Genomic DNA, 24,338 nt, shown 5'->3' on the forward strand with positions numbered 1-24,338 from the left:
ATGAAAGTGACGTTGGAAGAGTTGCAGGCGTTTACCTCGGTAGTTGACTGTGGCTCCATTACGGCAGCAGCGGAGCAGCGCAGCCAGACAACATCGGGTATCAGCCGTGCATTGAGCCGGTTGGAACAAAAGCTTGCGACGACGCTGCTGCGTCGCACTACCCGGCGGTTGGAGCTAACCGAAGAGGGCGAACTGTTCCTCAGTCATGCGCGGCAGATTTTGGGTGCTGTGGATGATGCCGAAGAACAAATTGCCCTAAGGCGCTTAAAACCTGCCGGACGGTTACGTATCAATGCGGCGGCACCTTTTATGCAACATGTGATTGTGCCGATGATCAGCGGTTTTCGGGCGTTATATCCGCAAATTATTCTTGAGCTGAATACTGACGATCTTAATATCGATTTACTTGAGCAGCGTACCGATATTGCCATTCGTATCGGCGCGCTACGTGATTCTACTATCCACGCTCGTTTGCTGGGTGCCAGTCGAGTACGCATTCTCGCTAGTCCAGACTATCTGCGATGCTACGGTACGCCCAACACCATTGATGAGTTGGCAAATCACAGCTTGCTTGGATTCACTCAACCGGAGTTTCTAAATCAGTGGTCGCTGCCTCATTTACCGGGCGGGCGCTCGTCAATCACACCTAATTTAGCCGCATCCAGTGGTGAAACACTGCGCTTACTGGCTTTACAGGGAGAGGGGATCGTCGAGTTATCTGACTTTATGACCCGAGAGGATCAATTAGCGGGGCGTTTAGTTGAGGTGATGGCGGATCAAATTCTGGAAACCTGGCAGCCAATCAATGCGGTTTATTATCGTAATACCCAACTTGCGGCGCGGATTACCTGTTTTCTGGATTACGTCAGTGAGCAGATTAAGACGAGCCATTGGCTTAAAGATAACCGCTAACCCGCTGTAATCGAATCGTCGCTAAATTAATTGAAGTTGCCGCGTTTGTGCTGCAACTTCAATAAACCAGACTAAGCGTTATCTAAAATATAAATAACCACATCCAGCACATCATCTTTCACTACTTCGCGATGCTGATGCATGTGTTCCATCTGCAAATGTTGCTCCAGATGCTGAACGCTTTGCCACTTTTCCATCATGAAAATAGAATCCGGCGACACCTTTTGCCAGTCAAGCTGGGTCGGCACGTCAATCATCGGTGCGTAACCACCACAGCCTTCTTCGGCGAGCACGGCAGGTTGCAACTTTTCAATGGCTTGCAATACTGCTTGACGACGGCCCGGTTTAACTTTTATTTCTGCAAAAACAGTAATCATCATTAACTCAACTTGTGATGGTGTGAAATCAAGCTGCCGGACACGTAAAGTTTTCAGCCAAATGTTGGCGGTAGCGGCTGATATCGCCTTCAATATCAGGCTGTTTAATCACGTCATTGCACATAAATGTTGGTAATGGTTCCATACCAAGGAACTGGTTTGCTTTATGGAAATGCAGATAAACGCCATCAACACCCACGCCTTCGAAAAACTGATTTGGGTCAGTAAACGCTTCCAGAGGTGCATTCCAGGTCACTGAAAGCATATAGGTTTTCCCCTGAATCAAACCACCAGAACCGTAACCTTTAGTGGCATCAGAGCGGGTACGTCCATCACTTTGATACAGGCGGCCATGGCCATAGGTGAAGACTTCATCGATATATTTTTTCAAAATCCAAGGTTCACCCATCCACCAACCTGGCATTTGATAAATAACGGTATCGGCCCACAGATAATTTTCAATTTCACTTTCAATATCATAGCCTTGGTCAACGGTCGTTATTTTAACCTGATGACCATTTTCCCGCAAAAACTCGGCAGCTACATTAGTGAGAGTGAGATTTAGCGCCCCTTTAGAGTGCGCGAACTCTTTCATTGCGTTAATAATTAATATGTTACTCATTGATATAATCCTTTTGAAACGGGGACTTAATTCTGCCCAACCGGTAATGCTGAGTATGCTAACGGTTTCGATACCAGAAAAAAATGCGCAATAATGCATAACACTGTTGCTCAATAAGCAACAAAAGAGGTGAATTTAAAATAATTTGCATCTTTTTTAGCTCAGTGAGCTAGAAATGAGTCCCACTCAGCATGAAAGATTGAGATTATCTGTGGGTTGTGACAGTCACCCCGCAGATGAGGTACTATCGCGGGCAGAAATCGACAATGAACTTGCGGTGCTGATCTGGACCTACAGTGATTGCCACCAGAGTCTGAGGATAATTGAGTAATGAGTGATTTGACTCATGACGGTGCAGAACGCTTACCGCTGCACACCTTTACTGAAAACGCCTATCTGAACTATTCCATGTACGTCATCATGGATCGGGCGTTGCCGTTCATCGGCGATGGTTTGAAACCGGTGCAACGGCGCATTGTCTACGCAATGTCCGAGCTGGGGCTGAACAATAGCGCAAAATTCAAAAAGTCTGCTCGTACCGTGGGTGACGTGTTGGGTAAATATCACCCACACGGCGACAGTGCTTGTTATGAAGCCATGGTGTTGATGGCGCAGCCATTCTCTTATCGCTATCCACTTGTTGATGGGCAAGGGAACTGGGGGGCACCGGATGACCCTAAATCCTTTGCGGCGATGCGTTATACCGAATCTCGTTTATCCAAGTATGCGGAAGTATTGCTGGGAGAATTGGGGCAAGGCACGGTTGATTGGGTACCGAACTTTGATGGCACCATGCAGGAGCCGAAGATGCTACCTGCGCGGCTACCGAATATTTTGCTCAATGGGACGACCGGCATTGCCGTAGGGATGGCAACCGATATTCCTCCGCATAATGTGCGTGAAATTGCACAAGCGGTGGTTGCACTTATTGATAAACCCGCAACTTCTCTTGATGAGTTGCTGGAGTTTGTACAAGGACCGGATTTCCCGACAGAAGCAGAAATCATCACTCCGCGTGATGAAATTCGTAAAATTTACCAGAATGGCCGTGGCTCAGTACGGATGCGGGCATTGTGGAAGAAAGAAGATGGTAGCGCGGTCATCACCGCATTACCTCATCAGGTTTCGGGTGCCAAAGTGCTAGAGCAGATTGCTAGCCAAATGCGCGCCAAGAAGTTGCCGATGGTTGAGGATTTAAGAGATGAATCTGACCATGAAAATCCTACGCGCTTGGTAATCGTTCCACGTACCAATCGCGTCGATCTGGATCAAGTGATGAACCATCTGTTCGCAACCACTGATCTGGAAAGAAGTTACCGCATTAACATGAATATGATTGGTCTGGATCATCGCCCATCCGTGAAAGGGCTATTAGAGATTCTGACCGAATGGCTGGTATTCCGTCGTCAAACAGTCCGTAACCGACTGAATTACCGGTTAGAAAAAGTCCTCAAGCGGCTGCATATTTTAGAAGGTTTATTGATTGCCTTCCTGAATATCGATGAAGTTATTCATATCATCCGCACTGAAGATGAACCCAAGCCACTGCTGATGCAGCATTTTGCTATTTCTGAAACTCAGGCTGAAGCAATCCTCGAACTGAAACTCCGCCATTTAGCCAAATTAGAAGAGATGAAGATCCGTGGTGAACAGGATGAGTTGGCCAAAGAGCGTGATCAATTACAGGCGCTGTTGGCATCAGAACGTAAATTAAATACCCTGATTAAGAAAGAAATTCAGGCAGATGCCGCCGCTTTTGGTGATGATCGCCGCTCACCATTGACTGAGCGTGGTGAAGCCAAAGCCATGAGTGATCATGACATTGTCCCTTCTGAGCCAGTGACCATTGTGTTGTCTGAAATGGGGTGGGTGCGCAGTGCCAAAGGCCATGATATTGATCCGACGGGCTTAAGTTATAAAGCAGGCGATAGCTTCCGTGCGGCTGCACGGGGCAAGAGCAATCAGCCGGTGGTGTTTATTGACTCAACGGGCCGGAGCTACGCGCTAGACCCTCTAACTCTGCCATCGGCTCGTGGACAAGGGGAGCCACTGACGGGCAAACTCACGCCACCGCCGGGGGCAACCATTGAACAGGTATTGATGGCACCAGACTCTCAGAAACTATTGATGGCATCAGATGCCGGCTATGGTTTTGTTTGTACTTTCAATGATTTAGTTGCTAAAAACCGTGCCGGTAAGACGATGATTACCTTACCGGAAAATGCCAAAGTGCTACCGCCGTTAGAAATTTATGGTCCGGATGACATGCTGTTATCCATCACTGCTGCTGGCCGTATGTTGATGTTCCCAGTTGCTGATTTACCTGAATTATCAAAAGGTAAGGGCAATAAGATAGTCTCGATTCCAGCGGCAGATGCAGCAGCGGGCAAAGATCGCCTGGTATGGCTATTTGTCTTACCGCCTCAAACGTCAATTACACTTCACTTCGGTAAACGTAAGCTAACCTTACGACCAGAAGATTTGCAGAAGTTCCGTGCTGAACGTGGCCGAAAAGGTTCACCGTTACCGCGTGGGTTGCAACGTATTGATCGCGTTGATGTTGATGCACCACCAAGACCAACAGATAGTGAAGAGTCATCTTCAACGTAATGAGGACTGCGGCCCGTAAATGTAACAGACAGCGCACGCAATTTGCGTGCGCTATCGCGTAACATCATCATGGTAAGGAATCTGCGCGGTGTTTTGCCTGGAAGCCGTTATACTAGCGCCGGTTACGTGTATTTGAGTGTTTAAGAGGTTGTTATGCTATTAATTTTGCGCACTGTGGTGGCTGTTTTATATTGTTTTCTCGTGTGTGTGTTTGGCTCTATTTATTGCCTGTTTCGTCCACGAAACCCGCGTAATCTCGCAACGTTCGCCCATCTATTTGGCCGGATGTCGGTATTGTTTGGGATTACAGTTGAACAGCGCATTCCCCCAGAAGCGGCGAATTACGGTACGTGCATTTACATCGCTAACCACCAGAATAATTACGATATGGTCACGATGTCTAATGTGGTTCAGTCTGGCACTGTTACGGTGGGCAAAAAGAGCTTGCTGTGGATACCTTTATTCGGCCCATTATATTGGTTAACTGGTAACCTGCTGATTGATCGTGATAATCGTGCCAAGGCGCATGGCACTATTGCTCAAGTGGTAGAGCAGGTACAAAAAAGAAATATCTCCATCTGGATGTTCCCAGAAGGCACGCGCAGCCGTGGTCGTGGTTTACTGCCGTTTAAAACGGGGGCTTTCCATGCCGCGATCGCCGCCGGCGTACCCATTGTGCCAATCTGTGTTTCCAGTACCAACAACATCAACTTAAACCGTTGGTCGAATGGTAAAGTCATTGTAGAAATTATGTCGCCAGTGGATACCACAGGGTATGGCAAAGATCGCGTTCGGGAGTTGTCAGAGCATTGCCGCAATTTGATGCTGGCTAAAATTGAGCAACTCGATGCAGAAATTGCCCAAGAGGCGCAGCAGACCGCAACTGAAAAATAATCTATTCGCGTCAACAGGCCTGTTACTCTACGCGAGTTATATGGTTTGAAGTCAATATTTGGATTTTCATTTAAACGACTCTGGTCGTGAGCGTTTTGCCGTCCTTCAGCGTTATTCGCAGTCAGGCAAAATTTTGCAGTAAGTTTGATTGTGGTTTTCACGGAGAAGATATGTCACTCAGTCGTCGCCAGTTCATTCAGGCTGCGGGTTTAGCGCTAGGCGCAGGCTCGTTGCCGTTGAGGGCACAGGCTAATAGTACCCAACAACCCTCTTTACCTATTCCACCCTTACTGGAGTCGCGTCGTGGTCAACCGCTATTCTTGACCTTACAACGGGCACATTGGGCATTCAGTGGCAGGCAGAAAGCCGCTGTATGGGGTATCAATGGTATGTATCTGGGGCCGACAGTTCGGGTTTTCAGCGGTGATGACGTCAAGCTCATTTACAGCAACCGTTTGACTGAACCGGTATCAATGACAGTCAGTGGGTTGCAAGTCCCCGGCACTTTAATGGGGGGAGCTGCGCGCATGATTTCCCCCGGTATTGATTGGTCACCGGTCTTGCCCATACGCCAACCCGCCGCCACCTGTTGGTATCATGCCAATACTCCAAACCGCATGGCACCCCATGTCTATAATGGGTTGGCCGGGATGTGGCTGGTGGAAGATGAAGTTAGCAAGGCGATGCCGCTACCGAGCCACTACGGCGTGGATGATTTCCCGATCATTATTCAAGATAAACGGCTGGATAATTTTGGTGTCCCAGAATATGACCCGCCTGCCAAAGGGGGTTTTGTCGGGGATACATTGCTGGTTAACGGCGTACAAAGCCCATTTGTTGAAGTTTCTCGTGGTTGGGTGCGGTTACGTTTATTGAATGCTTCAAATTCCCGTCGTTACACCTTGCAGTTAAGTGATGGCCGCCCACTGCATGTCATTGCCAGCGATCAGGGTTTTCTGCCCGCACCTGTTGCGGTACAGCAACTCTCATTAGCACCGGGTGAGCGGCGTGAAGTGGTGATTGATATGTCACAGGGGAGTGAAGTGTCCATTACAGCGGGTGAATCCGCCGGGATTATGGACCGCTTGCGTGGATTATTTGAGCCATCAAGTATTTTGATTTCTACTCTGGTGCTGACATTAAAACCAACGGGTTTATTACCATTGGTCACCGACAATCTGCCAATGCGTTTGTTATCTGATCAGATTTTGGATGGCAGTGTGGTGCGTTCTCGCGAATTCCGTCTGGGGGATGATTTACCGGGGATTAATGGTGTTATTTGGGATATGAGCCGCGTGGATGCCCAAGCACAACAAGGTACTTGGGAACGCTGGACCTTGCATGCCGATATGCCACAAGCTTTCCATATTCAGGGGGTTTCATTCTTGGTGAAGAATGTAAATGGCGCACCAGCAATGGCGGAGGACCGTGGTTGGAAAGATACGGTCTGGGTTGATGGCGACGTGGAGTTGTTGGTGTATTTCAATCAAGTTTCTTCCGAACATTTCCCATTCTTGTTCTACAGCCAGACCCTTGAAATGGCCGATCGCGGCTCTGCGGGGCAGTTGGTGACGCAGGCAGCACCGATGGTTGGTTAAGGTTTGGGTGGGCGCGTTTAGTGATTGTTTTTCACTGCCCTCAACTATATCTGGTTGGGGGCAGTGAAACTTTAGCAACCGAATGAAATCACCAAACGAATATCAACCAAACCGACACACACTGTTCACCTGAATCCCGCATTCAAAACAGATATCCTTCCTCTTTCCATGGATAAATGCGTATAATCGCCGCCCGGTGATGATTTCTTAACCCGAACCACCTCAACTTTCCCCAATTCAAAGAGTGTTGCCATGAGTACCAGCCTGATCCAGCCAGAGCGTGACCTGTTTTCTTATCAGCCTTATTGGGCTGAATGCTATGGCACTGCGCCATTTTTACCGATGTCTCGCGAAGAAATGGACATATTAGGCTGGGATAGCTGTGACATTATTGTCATCACTGGTGATGCCTACGTAGACCACCCAAGTTTTGGCATGGCGATTATTGGCCGCATGTTGGAGGCTCAGGGCTTTCGCGTGGGGATTATTGCCCAGCCAGATTGGACGAATAAAAATGATTTTATGCGGTTGGGTGAGCCAAATCTGTTCTTCGGGGTCACTGCGGGCAATATGGACTCAATGATCAACCGCTATACCGCTGACCGTAAGTTGCGCCATGACGATGCTTATACGCCGGATAACCAAAGTGGTAAACGGCCAGACCGTGCCACCTTGGTGTATAGCCAACGCTGTAAAGAAGCTTATAGCCATGTGCCGGTATTGCTCGGCGGAATTGAAGCGAGTTTACGCCGCATCGCTCATTATGATTATTGGTCAGATACCGTGCGTCGCTCGGTGATTGTGGATGCGAAAGCTGACATGCTGGTGTATGGCAACGGTGAGCGGCCGTTGGTTGAAGTGGCACACCGTTTAGCTAATGGTGAGAAAATTGCTGATATTCAGGATGTGCGTAATACCGTTGTGATGCGAAAAACGGCATTGCCGGGCTGGAGTGGTGTGGATTCAACGCGTCTGGATAAACCGGGCCGTATTGAAGCTATCCCCAATCCTTATGGTGAAGACTTGCCGTGTGCTACGGACACCGTGCCTGAGCCGGAGGCCAAGCCTGTTACCGTGCGGGCTGCCAAACCAAAGCCATGGGAAAAAACCTACGTCTTGCTGCCATCTTATGAAAAAGTGAAAGCAGACAAAGTGTTATATGCCCATACATCACGGATTTTGCACCATGAAACTAACCCTGGCTGTGCACGGGCTTTGATGCAAAAACACGGTGATCGCTACATTTGGATCAACCCGCCGGCGATCCCATTGAGCACCGAAGAGATGGATAGCGTCTTCGCGCTTCCTTATCAGCGTGTACCACATCCATCCTATGGTAAATCACCGATTCCAGCCTACGACATGATTCGCTTCTCCATCAATATCATGCGTGGCTGCTATGGTGGCTGCTCATTCTGTTCGATTACTGAACACGAAGGGCGCATTATTCAGAGCCGTTCTGAAGATTCTATTATTCGCGAGATTGAAGAAATTCGCGATAAAGTCCCCGGATTTACCGGTATTATTTCCGATCTTGGTGGCCCAACGGCCAACATGTATATGCTGCGTTGTCAGTCGCCTCGAGCCGAGCAAACCTGTCGTCGCGCCTCTTGTGTCTATCCTGAAATTTGCCCGCATATGGACACCAACCATCAGCCGACTATCTCGTTGTATCGGCGCGCGCGTGATTTGAAAGGGATTAAAAAAATCCTGATTGCATCCGGTGTTCGCTATGATCTGGCGGTTGAAGATCCGCGTTATATCAAAGAATTAGCCAGTCATCATGTGGGGGGTTATTTAAAAATAGCACCAGAGCATACTGAGGAAGGGCCACTTTCTAAAATGATGAAGCCGGGGATGGGGAGCTACCAGCGCTTTAAAGAGCTGTTTGACACCTATTCCAAACAGGCCGGTAAAGAGCAATATCTGATTCCGTATTTCATCTCCGCTCATCCTGGGACTGAAGACAAAGATATGGTCAATTTAGCTCTTTGGCTGAAAAAAAACCGCTTCCGTCTGGATCAGGTACAGAATTTCTACCCCTCTCCTCTGGCGAACTCCACCACCATGTATTACACCGGCAAGAATCCGCTGGGGAAAGTGGATTATAAGAGTGAGGATGTGGTGGTTCCGAAAGGTGATCGTCAGCGACGGTTGCATAAAGCATTGCTGCGCTACCATGATCCGGCTAACTGGCCAATGATTCGTACAGCATTGGAAGACATGGGGCTACAACATTTGATTGGTAGTCGCCGCGAATGCTTGGTTCCCGCTCCGACGCTGGAAGAGCAACGTGAAGCACGTCGAGCGTATCGTCAGCATACTCCAGCGCTGACCAAACATACCTCTATCACGCGCCAACGTCAGCCGAGTAGCCGTGCAAATGCAGCACCGACAGGTAAAAAATCGCAGGCAACCCATAGCGTGCCTGCGGCTAAATCGTCAGGTACAAACAAAACCGGCGCAAACAGAGCGCCGGTCAATAAGGCAGCGGGTGCTGCCAGAGGGAAAGCTAAACACCATTAAGTTGGATTAGCTGTCAGACCCGAAAACATCCGGGTCTGGCCCTAGGCGTTTGCCACAATCCAACTTCGAAATTGCCGTCATTTCATCTTTGTGCAATTTAAAATCAAAGACTTCGAAGTTTTCTCTGATTCGGGCTGGTGTTACTGATTTCGGGATAACAATCAGCCCACTATCCAGATGCCAACGGATGACAATCTGTGCCGGTGTTTTGTTGTACTTTTGCGCTAATTGACGAATGACATCCTGATCAAACACGCCATTACCCCCTTGTGCCAGCGGGCTCCAGGATTCAGTCGCAATATGATGTGTAGCATTCCAAGCATGAATCTGGCGCTGCTGTAGCAGCGGGTGTAGCTCAATTTGATTGACGGTAGGGGCAATGCCTGTTTCATCAATGAGCCGTTGCAGATGAGGGATCGTGAAGTTACAAACCCCGACACTGCGGATCAAACCTTCTTCTTTCAACGCAATCAATTCGCGCCAAGCGCTAACATAGCGATCCTGAGTCGGATCTGGCCAATGGATTAAATAGAGATCCACATAGTCGAGCTGAAGTTTTTCCAGACTCTCTTCCAGTGCTTGTTTTGGGTTGCGTTGACTGTCATTCCACAATTTAGTGGTAATGAAGACGTCATCACGGGGAAGGTTAGCGGTTTTCAGTGCCTGACCCACCCCTTCTTCATTTTTATAAATTGCCGCAGTATCGATTGATCGATAGCCAACCTCCAGCGCTTTGCTGACAGCAAGTAGTGTCTCTTCAATACTTGCTTGCCAAACGCCAAGGCCGAGTTGTGGCATCAAATTTCCATCGTGGAGTTTGATAATGGGTTGCGTTGCCATGTTTATCTCCTTAGCTTCATACCTTTTTCTTGGCATTACAGAGGGTTAACTGCCCACCTGCAATGCCAATAATTTCGGTATAGATTTGGACTGTATCAGCCAACTTTCGCGATGCTGTAAGTTGATGATGTAAGTTTAGTCTCGACAGCTCAATTTGTTAGACCGCGGCTTCGTAGATACGTTTGCTGTCGGCTAAAGTGATATCGCCATGTTCACCCAGCGCTGTCATGCCGTGCTCTTCCAGTTTTTTGATAAGATCCGGAATTGAACTACCGTCCAGTTTGTAGGCTGACAGGCGAGTTGCAACACCCATTTCCTCAAAGAAATGACGAGTTGCGTCAATGGCAGCATCAATACGTTGGTCTTCAGTACCTTCACGTAAGCCCCAGACGCGCTCAGCATATTGCAGTAATTTAGCGCGTTTTTGCTGTTTCTTGGCGACCAGCAGGGCAGGCAATACCACTGCCAATGTTTGTGCGTGATCCAACCCATGACGTGCTGTCAGTTCATGCCCCAGCATATGGGTTGCCCAGTCTTGTGGCACACCAGCACCAATCAGGCCGTTTAATGCCATAGTGGCGCTCCACATGATATTGGCGCGGACATTGTAATTTTTTGGATCTTTCAGCGCTTTCGGGCCGTCTTCAATCAGTGTTAACAACAGGCCTTCAGCAAAGCGATCTTGTACTTTTGCATCCACCGGATAGGTCAGATACTGCTCAATAGTATGAACGAATGCATCGACCACACCATTAGCAACTTGGCGCGGTGGCAAGGTATAGGTCACTTCTGGATCCAGCACTGCGAACAGTGGTTGTACGTATGGAGAGAAGAAATGTTGTTTATCACCGGTGCTACGGCGGCTGATAACCGCACCATTGTTAGCTTCAGAGCCGGTGGCCGGTAAGGTCAGCACAGAACCCATCGGGAGGGCTTCGGTAATATCGCGCCCCATTGTTTCCAAAATATGCCATGGATCTTGTGGATAATTGACGCCAGCTGCGATGAATTTGGTGCCATCCAATACTGAACCGCCACCGACAGCGAGCAGGAAGGTGATTTTTTCTTTACGGCAAACCTCAATGGCTTTCATTAGCGTTTCGTAGGTAGGGTTTGGCTCAATGCCTCCAAACTCAAGGAAATCAAAACCTTCAAGTGCTTTATGAACTTGATCCAGCACACCATTTTGTTTGATGCTGCCGCCACCATAAGTAATTAAAATACGTGCATCAGCAGGAATTTCTTTATTCAACTGCGCTATCTGACCAGTACCAAACAGGATTTTAGTTGGGGTATGAAGGGTGAAATTTTGCATGATAATTTGTCTTCCAGCTTAAAGGGATGAATAAACAGCAATAACTGCACTGTTAATTTTATTGGTAGTCATTGTCGGTAACCTGATGGAATACCTCAATGCACATTTCTGCCTAGCTCTTGCCTATTTCTCCAAATCACTGTAGAAAAAAACCAAAATATTGCACAATTTATGTCAGATTGTTTTAGATAACAGAAGCAGGTGAAGCACCATGGTTGAGGTTACTGATATCCAGGCACAGATGGCTGGGAAGATTACTCGTCTGGCTCAGGGCAATGGCTTAACGCCCAGTGCCGTGCCAAAGGTGAAGATTCTGTACTCCACCGCTCATCAACCGCGCACGCCTGTAATGTATACCCCCAGTGTGGTGATTATATTTCAGGGGCATAAAGTCGGTTATTTGGGCAGTAAAGTATTTCAGTACGATCCCCAAAACTACCTTATTCTGACGGTGCCTTTACCGTTTGAGTGTGAAACGTTTGCCAGCCCAGAGATACCGCTAGCCGGGATCTCGATCCATATCGATAACCAGATGCTACAGGATCTCATTATAGATATTGGTGACGATGAGCTGGATAAACCTTTCGCTAATGCATCAGGTGTCAACGCCTCGGTATTAACAGAAGAGATGCTGTGTGCAACAGAGCGGTTGCTGGATGTCATGACTAATCCGCGTGACGCCCGAGTGCTTGGCCCACAGATTGTGCGAGAAATTATCTACTACGTACTCTGCGGTCAGTGTGGTGGGGCATTGCAGGCATTGGTTAACCGCCATGGGCACTTCAATCAAATTACCAAAACACTGCGGCGTATCGAAAATCAGTTTGCCGATAATCTGAATGTGGAGCAGTTGGCCGCAGATGTGAATATGAGCGTCTCGGCGTTTCATCATAATTTTAAAGCGGTGACCAACACCTCGCCGCTGCAATATCTGAAATCTTATCGGCTGCATCGTGCGAGGATGATGATGCTGCACGATGGGCTAAAAGCCAGCACTGCAGCTAATAAAGTCGGGTATGAAAGTGCTTCACAATTTAGTCGCGAATTTAAACGCTACTTCGGCCTGACTCCTAGTGAAGAACTGGCCAAGCTACGCACCAACTGAATCAATTCCCGTTCTACACCCACAAAAAACGGCGCACAAAGCGCCGTTCAGTAGCATAACGTTAAGGCGACTACTCAGTGACGCTTTTGCGCTTACACCAGACCAAAACCAGTGTACCAATCAAACCCGCCAGTAATAAGACGATGGGTAAAATCATCAACGCCGTCATCACTTGATTTTCATAATGCTTAACCAGAGGAATATGGCTAAGGGCATAACCCAGCCCTACAACACTGCCCACCCAGAGCAGCCCACTGAGCCAGTTAAAGAATTGAAAACGTGCACTGTTCAGCCCCGAAATACCGGCCAATGTCGGTAATAAAGTTCGCACAAATGCCAAGAACCGGCCAACGATCAAGGCCGCCAGACCATGACGAACAAAGAGGTTATGGGCGCGTTGCCGATAATGAACGGGCAGTTGTAACAACCACCTTTTTACCACTTTGGTATCACCCAGCCACAACCCTTGCAGGTAGCTCAACCAACAGCCCAGACTGGCTGCGGCGGTCAGAATAATGATGGTGGGTAAGAATCCCATGACGCCCTTGGCAACCAATGCACCCGCCAATAGCAACAAACTATCACCGGGGAGGAAAGAAGCCGGTAGCAAACCATTTTCTAAAAAGAGGGTGGTAAAGAGTATGCCGTAAATGACCCAAATCACATTCGGGTCGGCAAGTTTACTAAAATCCTGCTGCCATAAGGCATGAAGGATTTCGCGTAATACATCCATTTCTATTCCTGTTTGCCTATCATGTGAGGATATTGTTGTGAGGACCTATCTAGTGTATCCGTAATGGTGCTAATCCACATTGATCTTATCCTCAATAACTAAATTTTTGAGTGGATATATACCTGTCATTGATACTATTTGTGTAAGCGAGGATTAATACGCGGCTATTGTTACCGCGTATTAACAAATCATGTTGAACATAGACGACTACTGCGTTGCTTTGATGCGCTCAAATCCTGCGGCTAAATCGTCCTGTAAATCTTGCACGTTCTCCAGGCCAATATGCAGGCGGAACAATGTCCCTTTTATCCCTTCACTCTGGTATTTACGGATGGCCTGAATATCTTTTGGCTGATAGCCGAGAATTAAAGACTCAAAACCGCCCCATGAGAAGGCCATGCTGAAATGGGTAAAGTGGTCGAGATAAGCTTCTAATTGCTGCTGAGTCAGTTCTTCCTTTAATTCAAACGAGAACAAACCATTGCAGCCGGTGAAATCTCGTTTGTAGAATTCGTGGCCTTTGCAATCGGGGAATGCGGGGTGGTAGACCGCCGCGACTTCCGGGCGCTGAGCTAACCAGTTCGCGATATCGATACTGTTTTTTTCATGCTGCTTTAAACGCACACTCAAAGTGCGTAGCCCTCGGCTGGCAAGGTAGGCGGTGTCTGCATCCACCATTTGCCCCATTAGGTAAGAGTCTTCTCTCAATTTCTCCCAACAACGAGCATTAGCAACGGCAATCCCCAGCATCGCATCGGAATGACCAATAATATATTTAGTTCCTGATTGGATAGAGATATCAATATCAAAATCCAATGCTTTAAACAGCACTCCCGCCGCCCAAGTATTATCCATCATGATAATCATTTCGGGATAAACGGCACGAATGGCTTTCACAATTGCCGGAATATCCTGTACTTCCATGGTGATAGAGCCGGGGGACTCAAGGAATACCACTTTGGTTTGTGGTGTAATCAGTGAGGCTATCTCGGCCCCCATCATAGGGTCAAAATAGGTGGTGGTGATATTCATGCGCGATAAAATTTTATCGCAGAAACTCTGTGCTGGCTCGTAAGCAGAGCCAGTCATCAGCACATGATCACCGGCACAAACAAATGACAAAATGGCATTACTGATCGCCGCAGCGCCGCAAGGGTAAAGAACACAGCCAGCACCACCTTCCAGCTCGGTCATTGCTTCTTGCAGGGAAAAATGGGTCAGCGTGCCTCTACGACCATAAAACAATTCACCATTTCCACGATTAATAGTCGCATGCTTTTTCGCTTTTACCGTATCGAATACCAGAGAAGAGGCTCGCTGGATGACAGTATTGACCGAGCCTTGAGTAAACTTCTTACTCCTACCCGCGCTCACTAAGATTGTTTCCAGTTTTTCTGTTGCTGATTTATGTGCAGACATGATTGCGTTGCCACCTTTTTTATAAGCTATGCCCATCATTCCTTGGACAGCATTCATTATTGGGATGTATTCCTTACGTTAGCATGAGGATTGTGGTGTGGAAGCAGCTTTTGCCATGAAAAAAACTCAAGAGGGTGACCCGCTGTTTTCTGTGCGTTTGTGATGGAAAAATGCTGCGTAATTGACGAAATAGGGGATTTATTAAGGAATAGTCATGAGGGATAAACCCCGTCTCATCTTTACATTTCATGTCACCCCGACTGTACAGTCAAGAATGCTGATTCGTTTGTCATGTCGCGTAGTCCCTGATATCAGGGGAATTCTTATTTTTTCTCAAAAAATAGGCTCAAATACTAATGATAATTACTATCAATCCGTCATTTGTTTGATATGATCGGCAGCTGATTTCGTCCTTAAATTGATATGCATATTGGGTGGAGGCACAGCGTGAAAACAGCTGGCAAAGAGACTAAAGATAAATCATTCGTGCAAGGCCGAATGATGAAAGGCGCGATGGCATTATTGCTGGTGGCAGGTTTAGCCGGTCATGCACTCGCCGCGCCAGGCAACAGCGGTGCAGTCGCTGCATCTGTTGCCACACCAACAACTGCAACATCAACACCATTACCTGCACCAGAAATTACACCGGTTGCTGCAACTTCTGCCAATACAGATGTTGCCCCCGCACCTAGGGTTCAGCCGCTGACGGCACCAGCACCACAAGGGCTGGCAATGGACCTTTCTGTCTGGGGTATGTATCAACATGCTGATGCGGTCGTTAAAGGCGTCATGATTGGCCTGGTACTGGCATCCATCGTGACTTGGACCATTCTGTTCTCTAAAGGTACAGAGTTATTCCGTGCTCGCCGCCGTTTGCAACAAGAGCACGAGGTTATCGGCGCGGTAACTGATCTTGATACCGCATCTGAGCGGGCAGAAGCCTTTTCAACTGAAAGTATCAGTGCACTGTTGCTCCGTGAGGCGCAAAATGAGCGCTTACTCTCAGCAGAGTCTACCGACAACAATGGTATTAAAGAGCGTACGGCTTTCCGTCTGGAACGCCGTGTAGCGGCCATTAGCCGCCAAATGGGTAAAGGCAATGGCTTCCTGGCAACTATCGGTGCAATCTCTCCGTTTGTCGGGTTGTTTGGTACGGTTTGGGGCATCATGAATAGCTTCATCGGTATAGCTCACTCACAGACCACCAATCTGGCTGTTGTTGCGCCAGGTATTGCAGAAGCCTTGCTGGCAACGGCTCTTGGCTTGGTGGCGGCAATTCCTGCGGTCGTTATCTATAATATTTTCGCTCGTCTGATTGGCTCTTATCGTGCTCAGGTGGGGGATGTCGCCGCACAAGTGCTCTTGCTGTTGAGCCGTGACCTTGATTTGAGCAGTAGCGCTGAAGCAAAGTCACCAAAACTTCCTCACCAATTGCGTGCGGGGTGATTTATGGCCATGCGGATGAACGATAATCTTGATGAAAGTGGTGAACTGCACGAAATTAACGTGACACCTTTTATCGATGTCATGCTGGTATTATTGATTATCTTTATGGTGGCCGCACCATTGGCCACTGTTGATATCAAGGTGGACTTACCAGCGTCTTCAGCAGTACCGCAGCCGCGGCCAGAGAAACCTGTGTTTCTGACCGTTAAAGCTGATAACCAGCTTTATGTGGGCGATCAGCAAGTTGACCGCGATACATTGGCGGCAGCGCTAGATAAAGTGACTCAGTCAAATAAAGAAACCACCATATTCTTCCAAGCGGATAAAGTGGTGGATTATGAAACCCTGATGAGTGTGATGGATGCACTGCGTAAATCGGGTTATCTGAAAGTTGGGTTAGTCGGCATGGAAGCGGGCGGCGCTAAGTAGTCAATCACAGGCGCGGTGAATATAACCGCGCCTGATATCAGTTCTTCGGTATATTGCGCCCCACCTCAGTATTCGTTACTAAAGCCTGCTTAATATCTATCTCTAACTCATGCGCATTATGCGCAAGGTAGAAATTTTCATTTCCTACGCATTTCTTCCAATCAATATCATCTCTTGGTTCATACCCTATGGCAATAAATGCCATTTTAATACCGTTCTCTCTAATTCGTTCGCACATCCCCATATCAATAAGCTTTTGGCTTATATTAGTTGTTAAATTACCACTATCATCATTACCGTCAGAAAGGATAATCATTAACTTTTTATTTGATGTGTAATTGAGCATATTGTTTCCTGCCAAAATACCTGAACTGACTAATGTTCCTCCTGAAGGCTCGGCCTCTAATAATTTTGAGAAATCTGTTTTTTGCATATTGAATATGTCATAAATATAAGCATCGGAGTCTCTCAGACATATGTCTTTATCAAGTACACTTGATAGTTTAATATCTAGAGTTTTATCATATCTATTTATAGATTCAATTGTTTTCTTATAGTCAATGTTATCCTCAATAATTTCAACTATCGTGTCAAAATATTCAATATGACATGAGTGTTCAAGGTGATCGTGGGCCTTTTTATAGTTATCATTGTCTTCATCTATTTTATTATTAATCTCTACGTGAATTCTATCGTAATCGTTTGAGGTGCATTGACCATATTGAATGGTATCAATATCCTCTAGAGTTTTCAGTTCAGGGAATTTTTTTAATCCAGAGAGCGTATATTGACTTAAATAGTCGTTATCAATTCTGAATTTTTTTGGCACAAATGGAAAGTGGCAAACTGCGTGATATTTCAAATTGTCAGAATTGTTGCCATATGCCAGTTTACTTCCCCAAGAGAAAGGGGCAAAACCAATAAAATTAATATTGCTATTATTCTTTATAATACTTTCGAGATCTTTAAATATTCGCCTTAATGCTTCAATTTTTGTTTCTTGAATATGAGAATTATCGAAGTGATCATTCATCGAACCTGAATAGTCAGTAACAAATACTACGTTTGTTGGTTGAGAATCAATCGGAATATATTTTATAGCTGCTGAATTATCATGGGCTTCGATAGTTCGGTTTTTTCCCAAGAATGATACTTTATTTAAAAATGAAGCCGGATAATTCATTGTTATTGCGACATTATATTCAAGATGGTCTTGATATTTATTTATCTCTATTTTGGCATCGGAGAACCTTTCTGATGGCAAGTATGCACTAGCATAATTTCTAACCAGATCAGTATTTTTTTGCTGCTGATTATCATCAGGGTTATCATTGCTCTCAACAGTTAATGCTAATGTGGCTTGCTCAATAGCATCAGAGAGCTTGGCTTTTTTCTGTGTAAAATGTGAGATCTCAAAAGATAAAAAAATTAGACCGATGAAAACAGGAAGGAAAATAATAAATGGTAATAATATAGCTCCATTCTCATTTTTTATAAAAAATATAAAATTATTTATTTTTCTAAGGAAATAATTATCTCTCAGCATGAATATCCTTTATTTTATAATTAATGTGATTCTGCCCGTTTATTAATTAACGTTCGATGGTGATCGCTGATGACATTATAGGAATAGTCGGCCATCCAAAATTGGATAATGTGACGGAGTGGGTTGATGCAGACAAACATAATGTCACTTGATAAAGGGGTATCCATCTTCCCGCATTACTGAACGAAGATAAGTTTTTCAACTCTTGTAGTGGTTTTTGGGGTTCACAAGGACCCACATTGAATGACAAACTTTTAGTATTATCAATAGCTCTCTCCCCAATATTAGAAGAATCCTCCGGCATGAAATGTAGTGTTTCTATCTTTATTGATAAATCCTGTGGCGAGAATCCTGAACTAAGGAGCATCTTATCAGCAAGCATTTTTAATTGTTCGGCTTGTGTTTGAGTTAATAAACCATCATCGTTATATAGCTTTGTTCTTTCACGTATTATTCCTGCTAGTGAATATGAAATACGATCTAGTTTTCCCATGGTTGAATAATTTTCAGCAACAAAGATCATTGCTTTTATAAAAATTGAAATTATCAAGAAAACCCAAACAAACTCAATAACAATGGCACCATGAAAATCTTTAACAAAATGACTATGGTTAATTTTCTTGTACAAAAATAACCTCACGTGATAATAGTGTTTTTGACCAGTGTGTTGAAAAAGGGAAGAAAATAGGATGGTATAAATAACTTACAGTATATTTAGCCAGTGGTGATCTAGTGTTATCTGAGGGATTATTATTGATAATGTCTGATAAGTTTTGGTAAAAAAATATTCTTGCATCAACTTGGTTATCCTTGGTGATAAAAATCCCTAACATGCCTTTCTGTTTCACTAAATTTTGTTTTAATACAGATAAATAGCTAGAATTATCATTTGACTTCTTATTCTTAGCTGACTTTGCCGCTTCAGATATAGCTAAATCTAAACTAGAAGAGATGTAGAGTAAGCGGGAAATTTCCGCACTTGCTAGTAGCATGAATATGAATAAAGTGAATAATATAGCGTACTCTATTGTAATAGAGCCGTTATTTTGGCGAAAGAATAGGGTAATTGACCTCTTCATCACTCTATATCCATGGACGTTTTATTTTCATAAGGGCGATTAACTTGGCTAAGGGCTAAGATAAGTTCATCGGGTTCTATCGCCATTTTTTCAGCGATGATTATTTTTTTTGCGTATCGTTTATCATTAACCTTAACTAATGAAAAGACTAAATTATGCAGCATTAAACGACCTCTCTTACCTGCCAGATAGTCAGGGAGTAATATTCTCACGGCATCCGTGTAACGGTTATCAAGCATTGCAATAACAGCAAGATTATTCATCGCTATTTCATCAGAAATAAATAAGGATCGTGAGTTTTCTATGGCGTTTTCTGCTTTGCTAATTTCACCACTGCTTGCTAAAACGATACCATTTATATTATGTGCTTCAGCACTCTTAGGGGCGATTTCTAATAGATTATTAGTAACAGTTCTAGCTGAGATATTATCATTTCTATCAATAAAATTTTTAGCTTGCAATAAATAAACAGACTCACTTTTTTTATGGACAATCGGCTGAAGATAATATAATGATGACTTAGTGTCTCCTGACTGATAATAGGCAGTAGCCAACTTTAATCTGATATCCTCATTTTCTTCTATTTTTAATTCATTGCGATATAAAGTAATTAGCCCACCATAGTTCTTTGCTTTAGTCAGAATGGTTTCACGATGGGTAAACTCCTTTTTATCCATTTTTTTATTCCATGAACAACCATTTATTAGCATAATTAAAAATAAAAAAACAATAGTGATATTAATTTTTTTGAACATAGGTGAGTATCTCCAATATGCTAGGCGATATAACTAGAACGATAAACGGAATAAGAATAAAAAGAAATAATGGTAAAGTCAGTTTTGTTGATAACTTACTGATTTTTTCTTCGATTACTAGCAATTGCATCTCTCTCATATCTTGAGATAATTTAATCAGTTGATCATAAACACTCGAACCAAAACTAATGCTGTATTGAAGTGCGCTACAGAACATTCTTATTTCTACGGTGCTAGAACACTGATGAAGCTCTTTAATTGCTGACTCTAGTCCATTTATTTCAGAGCGTTTTGTCATTTTTATCATTATCAGACTTAAATCTGAATTGATTAATTTAAATTTCTTGGCGGCATAATTTAATGAACTGTCTATTGTCATACCAGATTGAACACATGCTGCAGTAATATCAATAAAAAATGGCAATGATTTCAGAATATACTCAGTTCTTTTGCGGATTATATTCTTGATGAGTATTTTGGGTAGATATAAAGTACTCATCAGAGTCATTAATCCAATAACAATAAACGTATCAAGTTTAATATCGATTGTTTTTGTCAATAACAAGAAAACCACAACGATAAAACTTATTATTACAATGAGTAATTTAGAGTAAATACTCTTACTAAGAATAAATGGAATCTCTATAAATTTAGTAATATTCTCCTCTTGGTTGTTTATTTCTTTTTTTACCTCCCTCTTCCCTTGTGATTTGTCAATATCATTTATTTTATTATAGGTTAATAACTTACTTTTCCTTTTCTTTACTTTAATTATAAAGACTAGCCCTATGATTATTAGCAAAATAAAAAATATTTTCATAGTGCTCTCCTGAGCATTTTTCTTATTAAAATAATTCCAATAACCTCGCTAATTATTATGTAATAGAATATCCCTCTCCCTGAGGGATGATTCCATATGGATTCTATACTCGTGGGGTCTATAAAATAGAGTAAAAGTGAAAATGCAATAGGCATAACAGAAATAATATTTACTGACATTCGTGTTTGAGCCGTCATAACTAATTTTTTCTGCTCAGTGGTTTTATTCTTTGATATCACTTGTGACAGTCTATTTGTTAACTCTCTTAATTGTCCTCCTTGCTGGAGGTTAAGGAGAATAATTGTTATAAGAAAATAAAATTCAGGATAATTAAAACGTTGATAGGCATCATAAAAAACAGTTTCCGGTGATTCTCCTAGATTAAGTCTGCGGCAGATAAGTTTAAACTCATTTCCTAGTGGACCGTTGATTTCTTGACCACAGCGTTCAAGCATTTGATTAATACTCGAACCACTACTGGCAGCCATATTGATCATTAAAAGAACTTCTGGAAAATCCTTTTTAAAAAGAAAGTGATGTATTTTTCTTGATGATTTTATTTGAAAATAAATAACACTAATGAAAATGAAGATGATGCTTAGTGTGATATTTACTTTAATGTAAATAAAATTGGTGACATAAATTACTATTGAGTAAACCATAGGAGTAACAATATGTATTTTATTTCTGTTACTAATAATATTTTTTATATATTGCTGCCATTCGATAAATATTTTTTTAAAAAAATAAATAAACAGAGAATCATTTAACACTCTTTTTTTATTAACATTGATGACGGATTTTTTTATTTTTCTCCATTTAAGAGTGTTAAATAAAATCAATAATATTCCAGATAGCAATATTATGTAGTAAATCATTTTCCCACCATGGAAAAAAGACTATTTAATTCATTTGATAAATTATAAATATCTGCATTGACTCGAACAGAAGAACGACTGAACAGCCCATGGTTGATAAATTCACCTTGAATCTTACCTTGTTCATCGCGTGTTTTAGCTGGTTGGAAGGAAAAAATATTCTGTAAAACAACATTATCGCCTTCCATCCCCATAATTTCGCTGATATAGCGTATTTTTCTTGAACCATCATTCATGCGAGAAACCTGCACAATAAGATTGATTGCAGATGCTATATTACGGCGGATCGTAAAAAGAGGCATATTAACAGGCCCCATCATGATCATACTTTCCAGGCGCGCAATAGCATCTCTGGGGGAGTTAGCATGGAGTGTCGACATTGAACCATTATGGCCAGTGTTCATTGCCTGAAGCATCTCAAAGGTTTCCTCACCTCGACATTCGCCAATGATAATTCTATCTGGGCGCATTCGCAGTGAGTTAATGACCAGATCACGCATAGAGATTTGCCCAGTATTTTCCAAACCAGCTAAGCGCGTTTCCATTCTGACGACATGAGGTTGCTCCAGATTTAATTCTGCAGCATCCTCTAGGGTGATCACTCTTTCATTTTTAGAAATATATTTTGATAGCGCATTAAGTAATGTTGTTTTGCCGGAGCCAGTGCCACCAGAGATAATGATATTCACTCTGCAGCTTGCCGCGATAATCAGAAAATTCGCCATATCGCTGCTCATTGCTCCCATATCAACTAAGTCTTCTAATTTTCGTTTATTATTGCTGAATTTCCTTATAGAAAGTGCAGTGCCATCTAAAGCAATCGGGCTCATCGCGACATTGATACGACTGCCATCAATCAGACGCGCATCAGCCAAAGGGCGGCCTTCATCAATGCGCCGGTTTACCTTTTGCATTAAGCGCTTGGCAATATCAGTCAGTTGGGTGTTATTAATAAAACGGTGATTAGTGAGGGTTATCAAGCCAAAACGCTCAACAAATATTTTATTTGGGCCATTAACCATAATGTCACTAATAGAGTCATCCTCCATTAATTCTCTTAATGGTCCAAAACCAGTAATTTCATCAGCAATCATAGCGATGATTTTTTTCTGATCTTGGGTTGTTAACTGATATTCATTGTCATTAAATAAATCGTAGAATGTTTGTGAGAGAAAGCCTCTGAGTTCATTGTAATCATCAACAAGATGTTCAACTTTATCTATATCAATATTCGCCAGCATTTTTTCACGGATCAACTCTTGAATACTTAATGATATTTTCATTTTATACCCTTTAGCATTGCCATTATTTTTTTTGCCCATTCGTTGTTTTTTATTGATGGGGTTACTCTTATGCCTAATGTGTTTTTTGCTAAAGAGTTTATTTTTTTTCTTCCAAAGTAATTATGATCATTTAGTGAGTCTTTTGTCTTATAGATGTAGGGTATATGTATATCAATACTCCGTCCCAATAATGTTCGTATATCAGTCGTGTCTAACATATTTTTTGTAACAGGTCGGCTTTCGTTTAAGCATAGAATTAATCTAATGGCTTGTTTGTTATCACGTTTGAATCGCTCATAGAACACAATGAATTCTTTGGCGACACGAACTGAAATCATACTATTGTCAAACAAGATAACTATGCAATTTGATTGCTCAATATAATCTGTTATTCTCTCTTTTTTTATATTATGTACTGGCTGATCAAACACAATGAAATTATGTTTTTTATTGGTTTGCGTATCAATGTCACTTAATTTTCGTTCTTTACAGAACATGAGATCAAGATTTTTGCTATATATTGACATCTCATCATTCATTTTTTTTTCGGTGACAAGGTCAAGATCTTGAGAGCCATGATTACCTTGTAATAATAAAGTAGGGGACTTTTTTATATGAGTGATCTCATTAGCCAAGTGGTAGCTGAGTAATGTGGTTCCTATTCCTCCTTTACACCCTAATACGCTAATACAAAATGCTTTTCTTTCTGACTCTATTTGTATTCCTTTGAGCAATAGTTGTGTGAGTTCATCTGATTGAGACTGTATGTTTAAATATAGAACTCCTCGTTCTGTGAATTGCTGCGCAATACTTATGGAGTCAATATCACCAACTAATATGCACCAGCAATCACGTGGTGTGTGGTTTTTTATTAGGTTGAGTATATTTTCTATATTTTCATCATTACCAATATCGATGATGACACCGATAGAATGTTCAGGTAAGTTGACTGATGGTACTGTGAATATATCTTTATCAATTTCCTTAATACTATTCATATCGGCGAGTCGTATTTTTTCAGACACTTTCTCTATAAGCCACTTTCTTTTAGAGATTATCACAATAGTATGTTTTGTTTTGTTTTCTTTCTTACTGATTAAATCCTTATTTAGAATTAATTGCATATGCCACCGTCTTTACTGAATTTTAAC

General features: G+C 43.4%; 22 protein-coding genes. 8 read left to right on the top strand and 14 right to left on the bottom strand.

What is annotated here, in order from left to right; all coding sequences use genetic code 11:
- Positions 1-912, top strand: a complete 912-nt coding sequence (locus ACIOG0_RS02720; RefSeq protein ID WP_050296206.1) for a LysR substrate-binding domain-containing protein — start codon at positions 1-3, stop codon at positions 910-912.
- A 71-nt stretch (positions 913-983) separates the two neighbouring features.
- On the opposite strand, the gene ACIOG0_RS02725 is transcribed toward ACIOG0_RS02720, so the two are convergent.
- Positions 984-1,289: a putative quinol monooxygenase gene (locus tag ACIOG0_RS02725; RefSeq protein WP_050140173.1), complete on the bottom strand. Its 306-nt coding sequence runs from the start codon at positions 1,287-1,289 to the stop codon at positions 984-986.
- A 28-nt stretch (positions 1,290-1,317) separates the two neighbouring features.
- Entirely contained in the window at positions 1,318-1,911 is a 594-nt protein-coding gene (locus ACIOG0_RS02730) for an NAD(P)H-dependent oxidoreductase (protein ID WP_050097787.1), read from the bottom strand.
- Positions 1,912-2,241: 330 nt separating this feature from the next.
- On the opposite strand from ACIOG0_RS02730, the gene parC reads away from it, so the two are divergent.
- The 4 genes from parC to ACIOG0_RS02750 all read left to right on the top strand — a co-directional run bounded on the left by parC (position 2,242) and on the right by ACIOG0_RS02750 (position 9,539).
- Positions 2,242-4,521 (top strand): DNA topoisomerase IV subunit A, encoded by a 2,280-nt coding sequence (parC, locus tag ACIOG0_RS02735; protein ID WP_050097788.1) that lies wholly within the window; start codon positions 2,242-2,244, stop codon positions 4,519-4,521.
- 153 nt (positions 4,522-4,674) lie between these two features.
- Positions 4,675-5,415 (top strand): 1-acylglycerol-3-phosphate O-acyltransferase, encoded by a 741-nt coding sequence (locus tag ACIOG0_RS02740; protein WP_050140172.1) that lies wholly within the window; start codon positions 4,675-4,677, stop codon positions 5,413-5,415.
- Between the two features lie 170 nt (positions 5,416-5,585).
- On the top strand, positions 5,586-7,013 hold the full coding sequence (gene ftsP, locus ACIOG0_RS02745; RefSeq protein WP_050097790.1) for a cell division protein FtsP: 1,428 nt from the start codon (positions 5,586-5,588) through the stop codon (positions 7,011-7,013).
- A 252-nt stretch (positions 7,014-7,265) separates the two neighbouring features.
- Entirely contained in the window at positions 7,266-9,539 is a 2,274-nt protein-coding gene (locus ACIOG0_RS02750; RefSeq protein WP_050097791.1) for a YgiQ family radical SAM protein, read from the top strand.
- Between the two features lie 6 nt (positions 9,540-9,545).
- Here the strand turns inward: ACIOG0_RS02750 and dkgA are convergent, their stop codons facing one another.
- Together dkgA and yqhD are read right to left on the bottom strand one after the other, a co-directional pair.
- On the bottom strand, positions 9,546-10,379 hold the full coding sequence (dkgA, locus tag ACIOG0_RS02755) for a 2,5-didehydrogluconate reductase DkgA (RefSeq protein ID WP_050097792.1): 834 nt from the start codon (positions 10,377-10,379) through the stop codon (positions 9,546-9,548).
- Positions 10,380-10,536: 157 nt separating this feature from the next.
- Entirely contained in the window at positions 10,537-11,694 is a 1,158-nt protein-coding gene (gene yqhD / locus ACIOG0_RS02760; RefSeq protein WP_050097793.1) for an alcohol dehydrogenase, read from the bottom strand.
- Between the two features lie 211 nt (positions 11,695-11,905).
- Between yqhD and ACIOG0_RS02765 the strand changes: the two genes are divergently transcribed.
- A complete protein-coding gene (locus ACIOG0_RS02765; RefSeq protein WP_050097794.1) occupies positions 11,906-12,799 on the top strand; it encodes an AraC family transcriptional regulator in 894 nt (297 codons plus the stop codon).
- Between the two features lie 70 nt (positions 12,800-12,869).
- On the opposite strand, the gene ACIOG0_RS02770 is transcribed toward ACIOG0_RS02765, so the two are convergent.
- The gene (locus tag ACIOG0_RS02770) at positions 12,870-13,532 is read right to left on the bottom strand and encodes a DedA family protein (RefSeq protein WP_050097795.1); all 663 of its coding nucleotides are present in this window, start codon (positions 13,530-13,532) and stop codon (positions 12,870-12,872) included.
- Positions 13,533-13,739: 207 nt separating this feature from the next.
- Positions 13,740-14,951: a cystathionine beta-lyase gene (gene metC, locus ACIOG0_RS02775; protein WP_050098143.1), complete on the bottom strand. Its 1,212-nt coding sequence runs from the start codon at positions 14,949-14,951 to the stop codon at positions 13,740-13,742.
- 447 nt (positions 14,952-15,398) lie between these two features.
- Between metC and exbB the strand changes: the two genes are divergently transcribed.
- Complete coding sequence (gene exbB, locus ACIOG0_RS02780) at positions 15,399-16,397, top strand: tol-pal system-associated acyl-CoA thioesterase (protein ID WP_072086513.1); 999 nt, start codon at positions 15,399-15,401, stop codon at positions 16,395-16,397.
- A 3-nt stretch (positions 16,398-16,400) separates the two neighbouring features.
- Complete coding sequence (gene exbD, locus ACIOG0_RS02785; RefSeq protein WP_004390102.1) at positions 16,401-16,826, top strand: TonB system transport protein ExbD; 426 nt, start codon at positions 16,401-16,403, stop codon at positions 16,824-16,826.
- Positions 16,827-16,863: 37 nt separating this feature from the next.
- On the opposite strand, the gene ACIOG0_RS02790 is transcribed toward exbD, so the two are convergent.
- Genes ACIOG0_RS02790 through ACIOG0_RS02825 form a run of 8 tightly spaced genes read right to left on the bottom strand, consistent with a single transcriptional unit; the run spans position 16,864 to position 24,311 of the window.
- Positions 16,864-18,372, bottom strand: coding sequence for a pilus assembly protein (locus ACIOG0_RS02790; RefSeq protein WP_128451217.1), 1,509 nt, complete (start codon positions 18,370-18,372; stop codon positions 16,864-16,866).
- A 46-nt stretch (positions 18,373-18,418) separates the two neighbouring features.
- Positions 18,419-19,000 (bottom strand): tight adherence pilus pseudopilin TadF, encoded by a 582-nt coding sequence (gene tadF / locus ACIOG0_RS02795; protein ID WP_072087763.1) that lies wholly within the window; start codon positions 18,998-19,000, stop codon positions 18,419-18,421.
- Positions 18,984-19,451, bottom strand: coding sequence for a TadE/TadG family type IV pilus assembly protein (locus ACIOG0_RS02800; protein ID WP_050097797.1), 468 nt, complete (start codon positions 19,449-19,451; stop codon positions 18,984-18,986). Before ACIOG0_RS02800 ends, tadF begins: the two co-directional genes overlap by 17 nt.
- The gene (locus ACIOG0_RS02805) at positions 19,451-20,206 is read right to left on the bottom strand and encodes a tetratricopeptide repeat protein (protein WP_050097798.1); all 756 of its coding nucleotides are present in this window, start codon (positions 20,204-20,206) and stop codon (positions 19,451-19,453) included. The genes ACIOG0_RS02800 and ACIOG0_RS02805 overlap by 1 nt, the downstream gene beginning before the upstream one ends.
- Positions 20,190-21,026 carry a type II secretion system F family protein gene (locus ACIOG0_RS02810; protein ID WP_128451218.1) on the bottom strand — a complete coding sequence of 279 codons (837 nt, stop codon included), beginning with the start codon at positions 21,024-21,026 and terminating at the stop codon, positions 20,190-20,192. Before ACIOG0_RS02810 ends, ACIOG0_RS02805 begins: the two co-directional genes overlap by 17 nt.
- Positions 21,023-21,904 (bottom strand): type II secretion system F family protein, encoded by an 882-nt coding sequence (locus tag ACIOG0_RS02815; protein WP_128451219.1) that lies wholly within the window; start codon positions 21,902-21,904, stop codon positions 21,023-21,025. The genes ACIOG0_RS02810 and ACIOG0_RS02815 overlap by 4 nt, the downstream gene beginning before the upstream one ends.
- Complete coding sequence (locus ACIOG0_RS02820; RefSeq protein WP_050097801.1) at positions 21,901-23,187, bottom strand: CpaF family protein; 1,287 nt, start codon at positions 23,185-23,187, stop codon at positions 21,901-21,903. The genes ACIOG0_RS02815 and ACIOG0_RS02820 overlap by 4 nt, the downstream gene beginning before the upstream one ends.
- Positions 23,184-24,311, bottom strand: a complete 1,128-nt coding sequence (locus ACIOG0_RS02825; protein ID WP_404704926.1) for a pilus assembly protein CpaE — start codon at positions 24,309-24,311, stop codon at positions 23,184-23,186. Before ACIOG0_RS02825 ends, ACIOG0_RS02820 begins: the two co-directional genes overlap by 4 nt.
- Positions 24,312-24,338 lie beyond the last annotated feature (27 nt).

The sequence above is a fragment of the Yersinia vastinensis genome (genome assembly GCF_044905075.1).
GTDB lineage: Bacteria > Pseudomonadota > Gammaproteobacteria > Enterobacterales > Enterobacteriaceae > Yersinia > Yersinia vastinensis.

What these genes read in the sequence shown, in the direction of transcription:
- ACIOG0_RS02720 (WP_050296206.1), top strand. Translation starts at nt 1, where the DNA reads ATGAAAGTGACGTTGGAAGAGTTGCAGGCGTTTACCTCGGTAGTTGAC.
- ACIOG0_RS02725 (WP_050140173.1), bottom strand. Translation starts at nt 1,289, where the DNA reads ATGATTACTGTTTTTGCAGAAATAAAAGTTAAACCGGGCCGTCGTCAA.
- ACIOG0_RS02730 (WP_050097787.1), bottom strand. Translation starts at nt 1,911, where the DNA reads ATGAGTAACATATTAATTATTAACGCAATGAAAGAGTTCGCGCACTCT.
- parC (WP_050097788.1), top strand. Translation starts at nt 2,242, where the DNA reads ATGAGTGATTTGACTCATGACGGTGCAGAACGCTTACCGCTGCACACC.
- ACIOG0_RS02740 (WP_050140172.1), top strand. Translation starts at nt 4,675, where the DNA reads ATGCTATTAATTTTGCGCACTGTGGTGGCTGTTTTATATTGTTTTCTC.
- ftsP (WP_050097790.1), top strand. Translation starts at nt 5,586, where the DNA reads ATGTCACTCAGTCGTCGCCAGTTCATTCAGGCTGCGGGTTTAGCGCTA.
- ACIOG0_RS02750 (WP_050097791.1), top strand. Translation starts at nt 7,266, where the DNA reads ATGAGTACCAGCCTGATCCAGCCAGAGCGTGACCTGTTTTCTTATCAG.
- dkgA (WP_050097792.1), bottom strand. Translation starts at nt 10,379, where the DNA reads ATGGCAACGCAACCCATTATCAAACTCCACGATGGAAATTTGATGCCA.
- yqhD (WP_050097793.1), bottom strand. Translation starts at nt 11,694, where the DNA reads ATGCAAAATTTCACCCTTCATACCCCAACTAAAATCCTGTTTGGTACT.
- ACIOG0_RS02765 (WP_050097794.1), top strand. Translation starts at nt 11,906, where the DNA reads ATGGTTGAGGTTACTGATATCCAGGCACAGATGGCTGGGAAGATTACT.
- ACIOG0_RS02770 (WP_050097795.1), bottom strand. Translation starts at nt 13,532, where the DNA reads ATGGATGTATTACGCGAAATCCTTCATGCCTTATGGCAGCAGGATTTT.
- metC (WP_050098143.1), bottom strand. Translation starts at nt 14,951, where the DNA reads ATGTCTGCACATAAATCAGCAACAGAAAAACTGGAAACAATCTTAGTG.
- exbD (WP_004390102.1), top strand. Translation starts at nt 16,401, where the DNA reads ATGGCCATGCGGATGAACGATAATCTTGATGAAAGTGGTGAACTGCAC.
- ACIOG0_RS02790 (WP_128451217.1), bottom strand. Translation starts at nt 18,372, where the DNA reads ATGCTGAGAGATAATTATTTCCTTAGAAAAATAAATAATTTTATATTT.
- ACIOG0_RS02800 (WP_050097797.1), bottom strand. Translation starts at nt 19,451, where the DNA reads ATGAAGAGGTCAATTACCCTATTCTTTCGCCAAAATAACGGCTCTATT.
- ACIOG0_RS02805 (WP_050097798.1), bottom strand. Translation starts at nt 20,206, where the DNA reads ATGTTCAAAAAAATTAATATCACTATTGTTTTTTTATTTTTAATTATG.
- ACIOG0_RS02810 (WP_128451218.1), bottom strand. Translation starts at nt 21,026, where the DNA reads ATGAAAATATTTTTTATTTTGCTAATAATCATAGGGCTAGTCTTTATA.
- ACIOG0_RS02815 (WP_128451219.1), bottom strand. Translation starts at nt 21,904, where the DNA reads ATGATTTACTACATAATATTGCTATCTGGAATATTATTGATTTTATTT.
- ACIOG0_RS02820 (WP_050097801.1), bottom strand. Translation starts at nt 23,187, where the DNA reads ATGAAAATATCATTAAGTATTCAAGAGTTGATCCGTGAAAAAATGCTG.
- ACIOG0_RS02825 (WP_404704926.1), bottom strand. Translation starts at nt 24,311, where the DNA reads ATGCAATTAATTCTAAATAAGGATTTAATCAGTAAGAAAGAAAACAAA.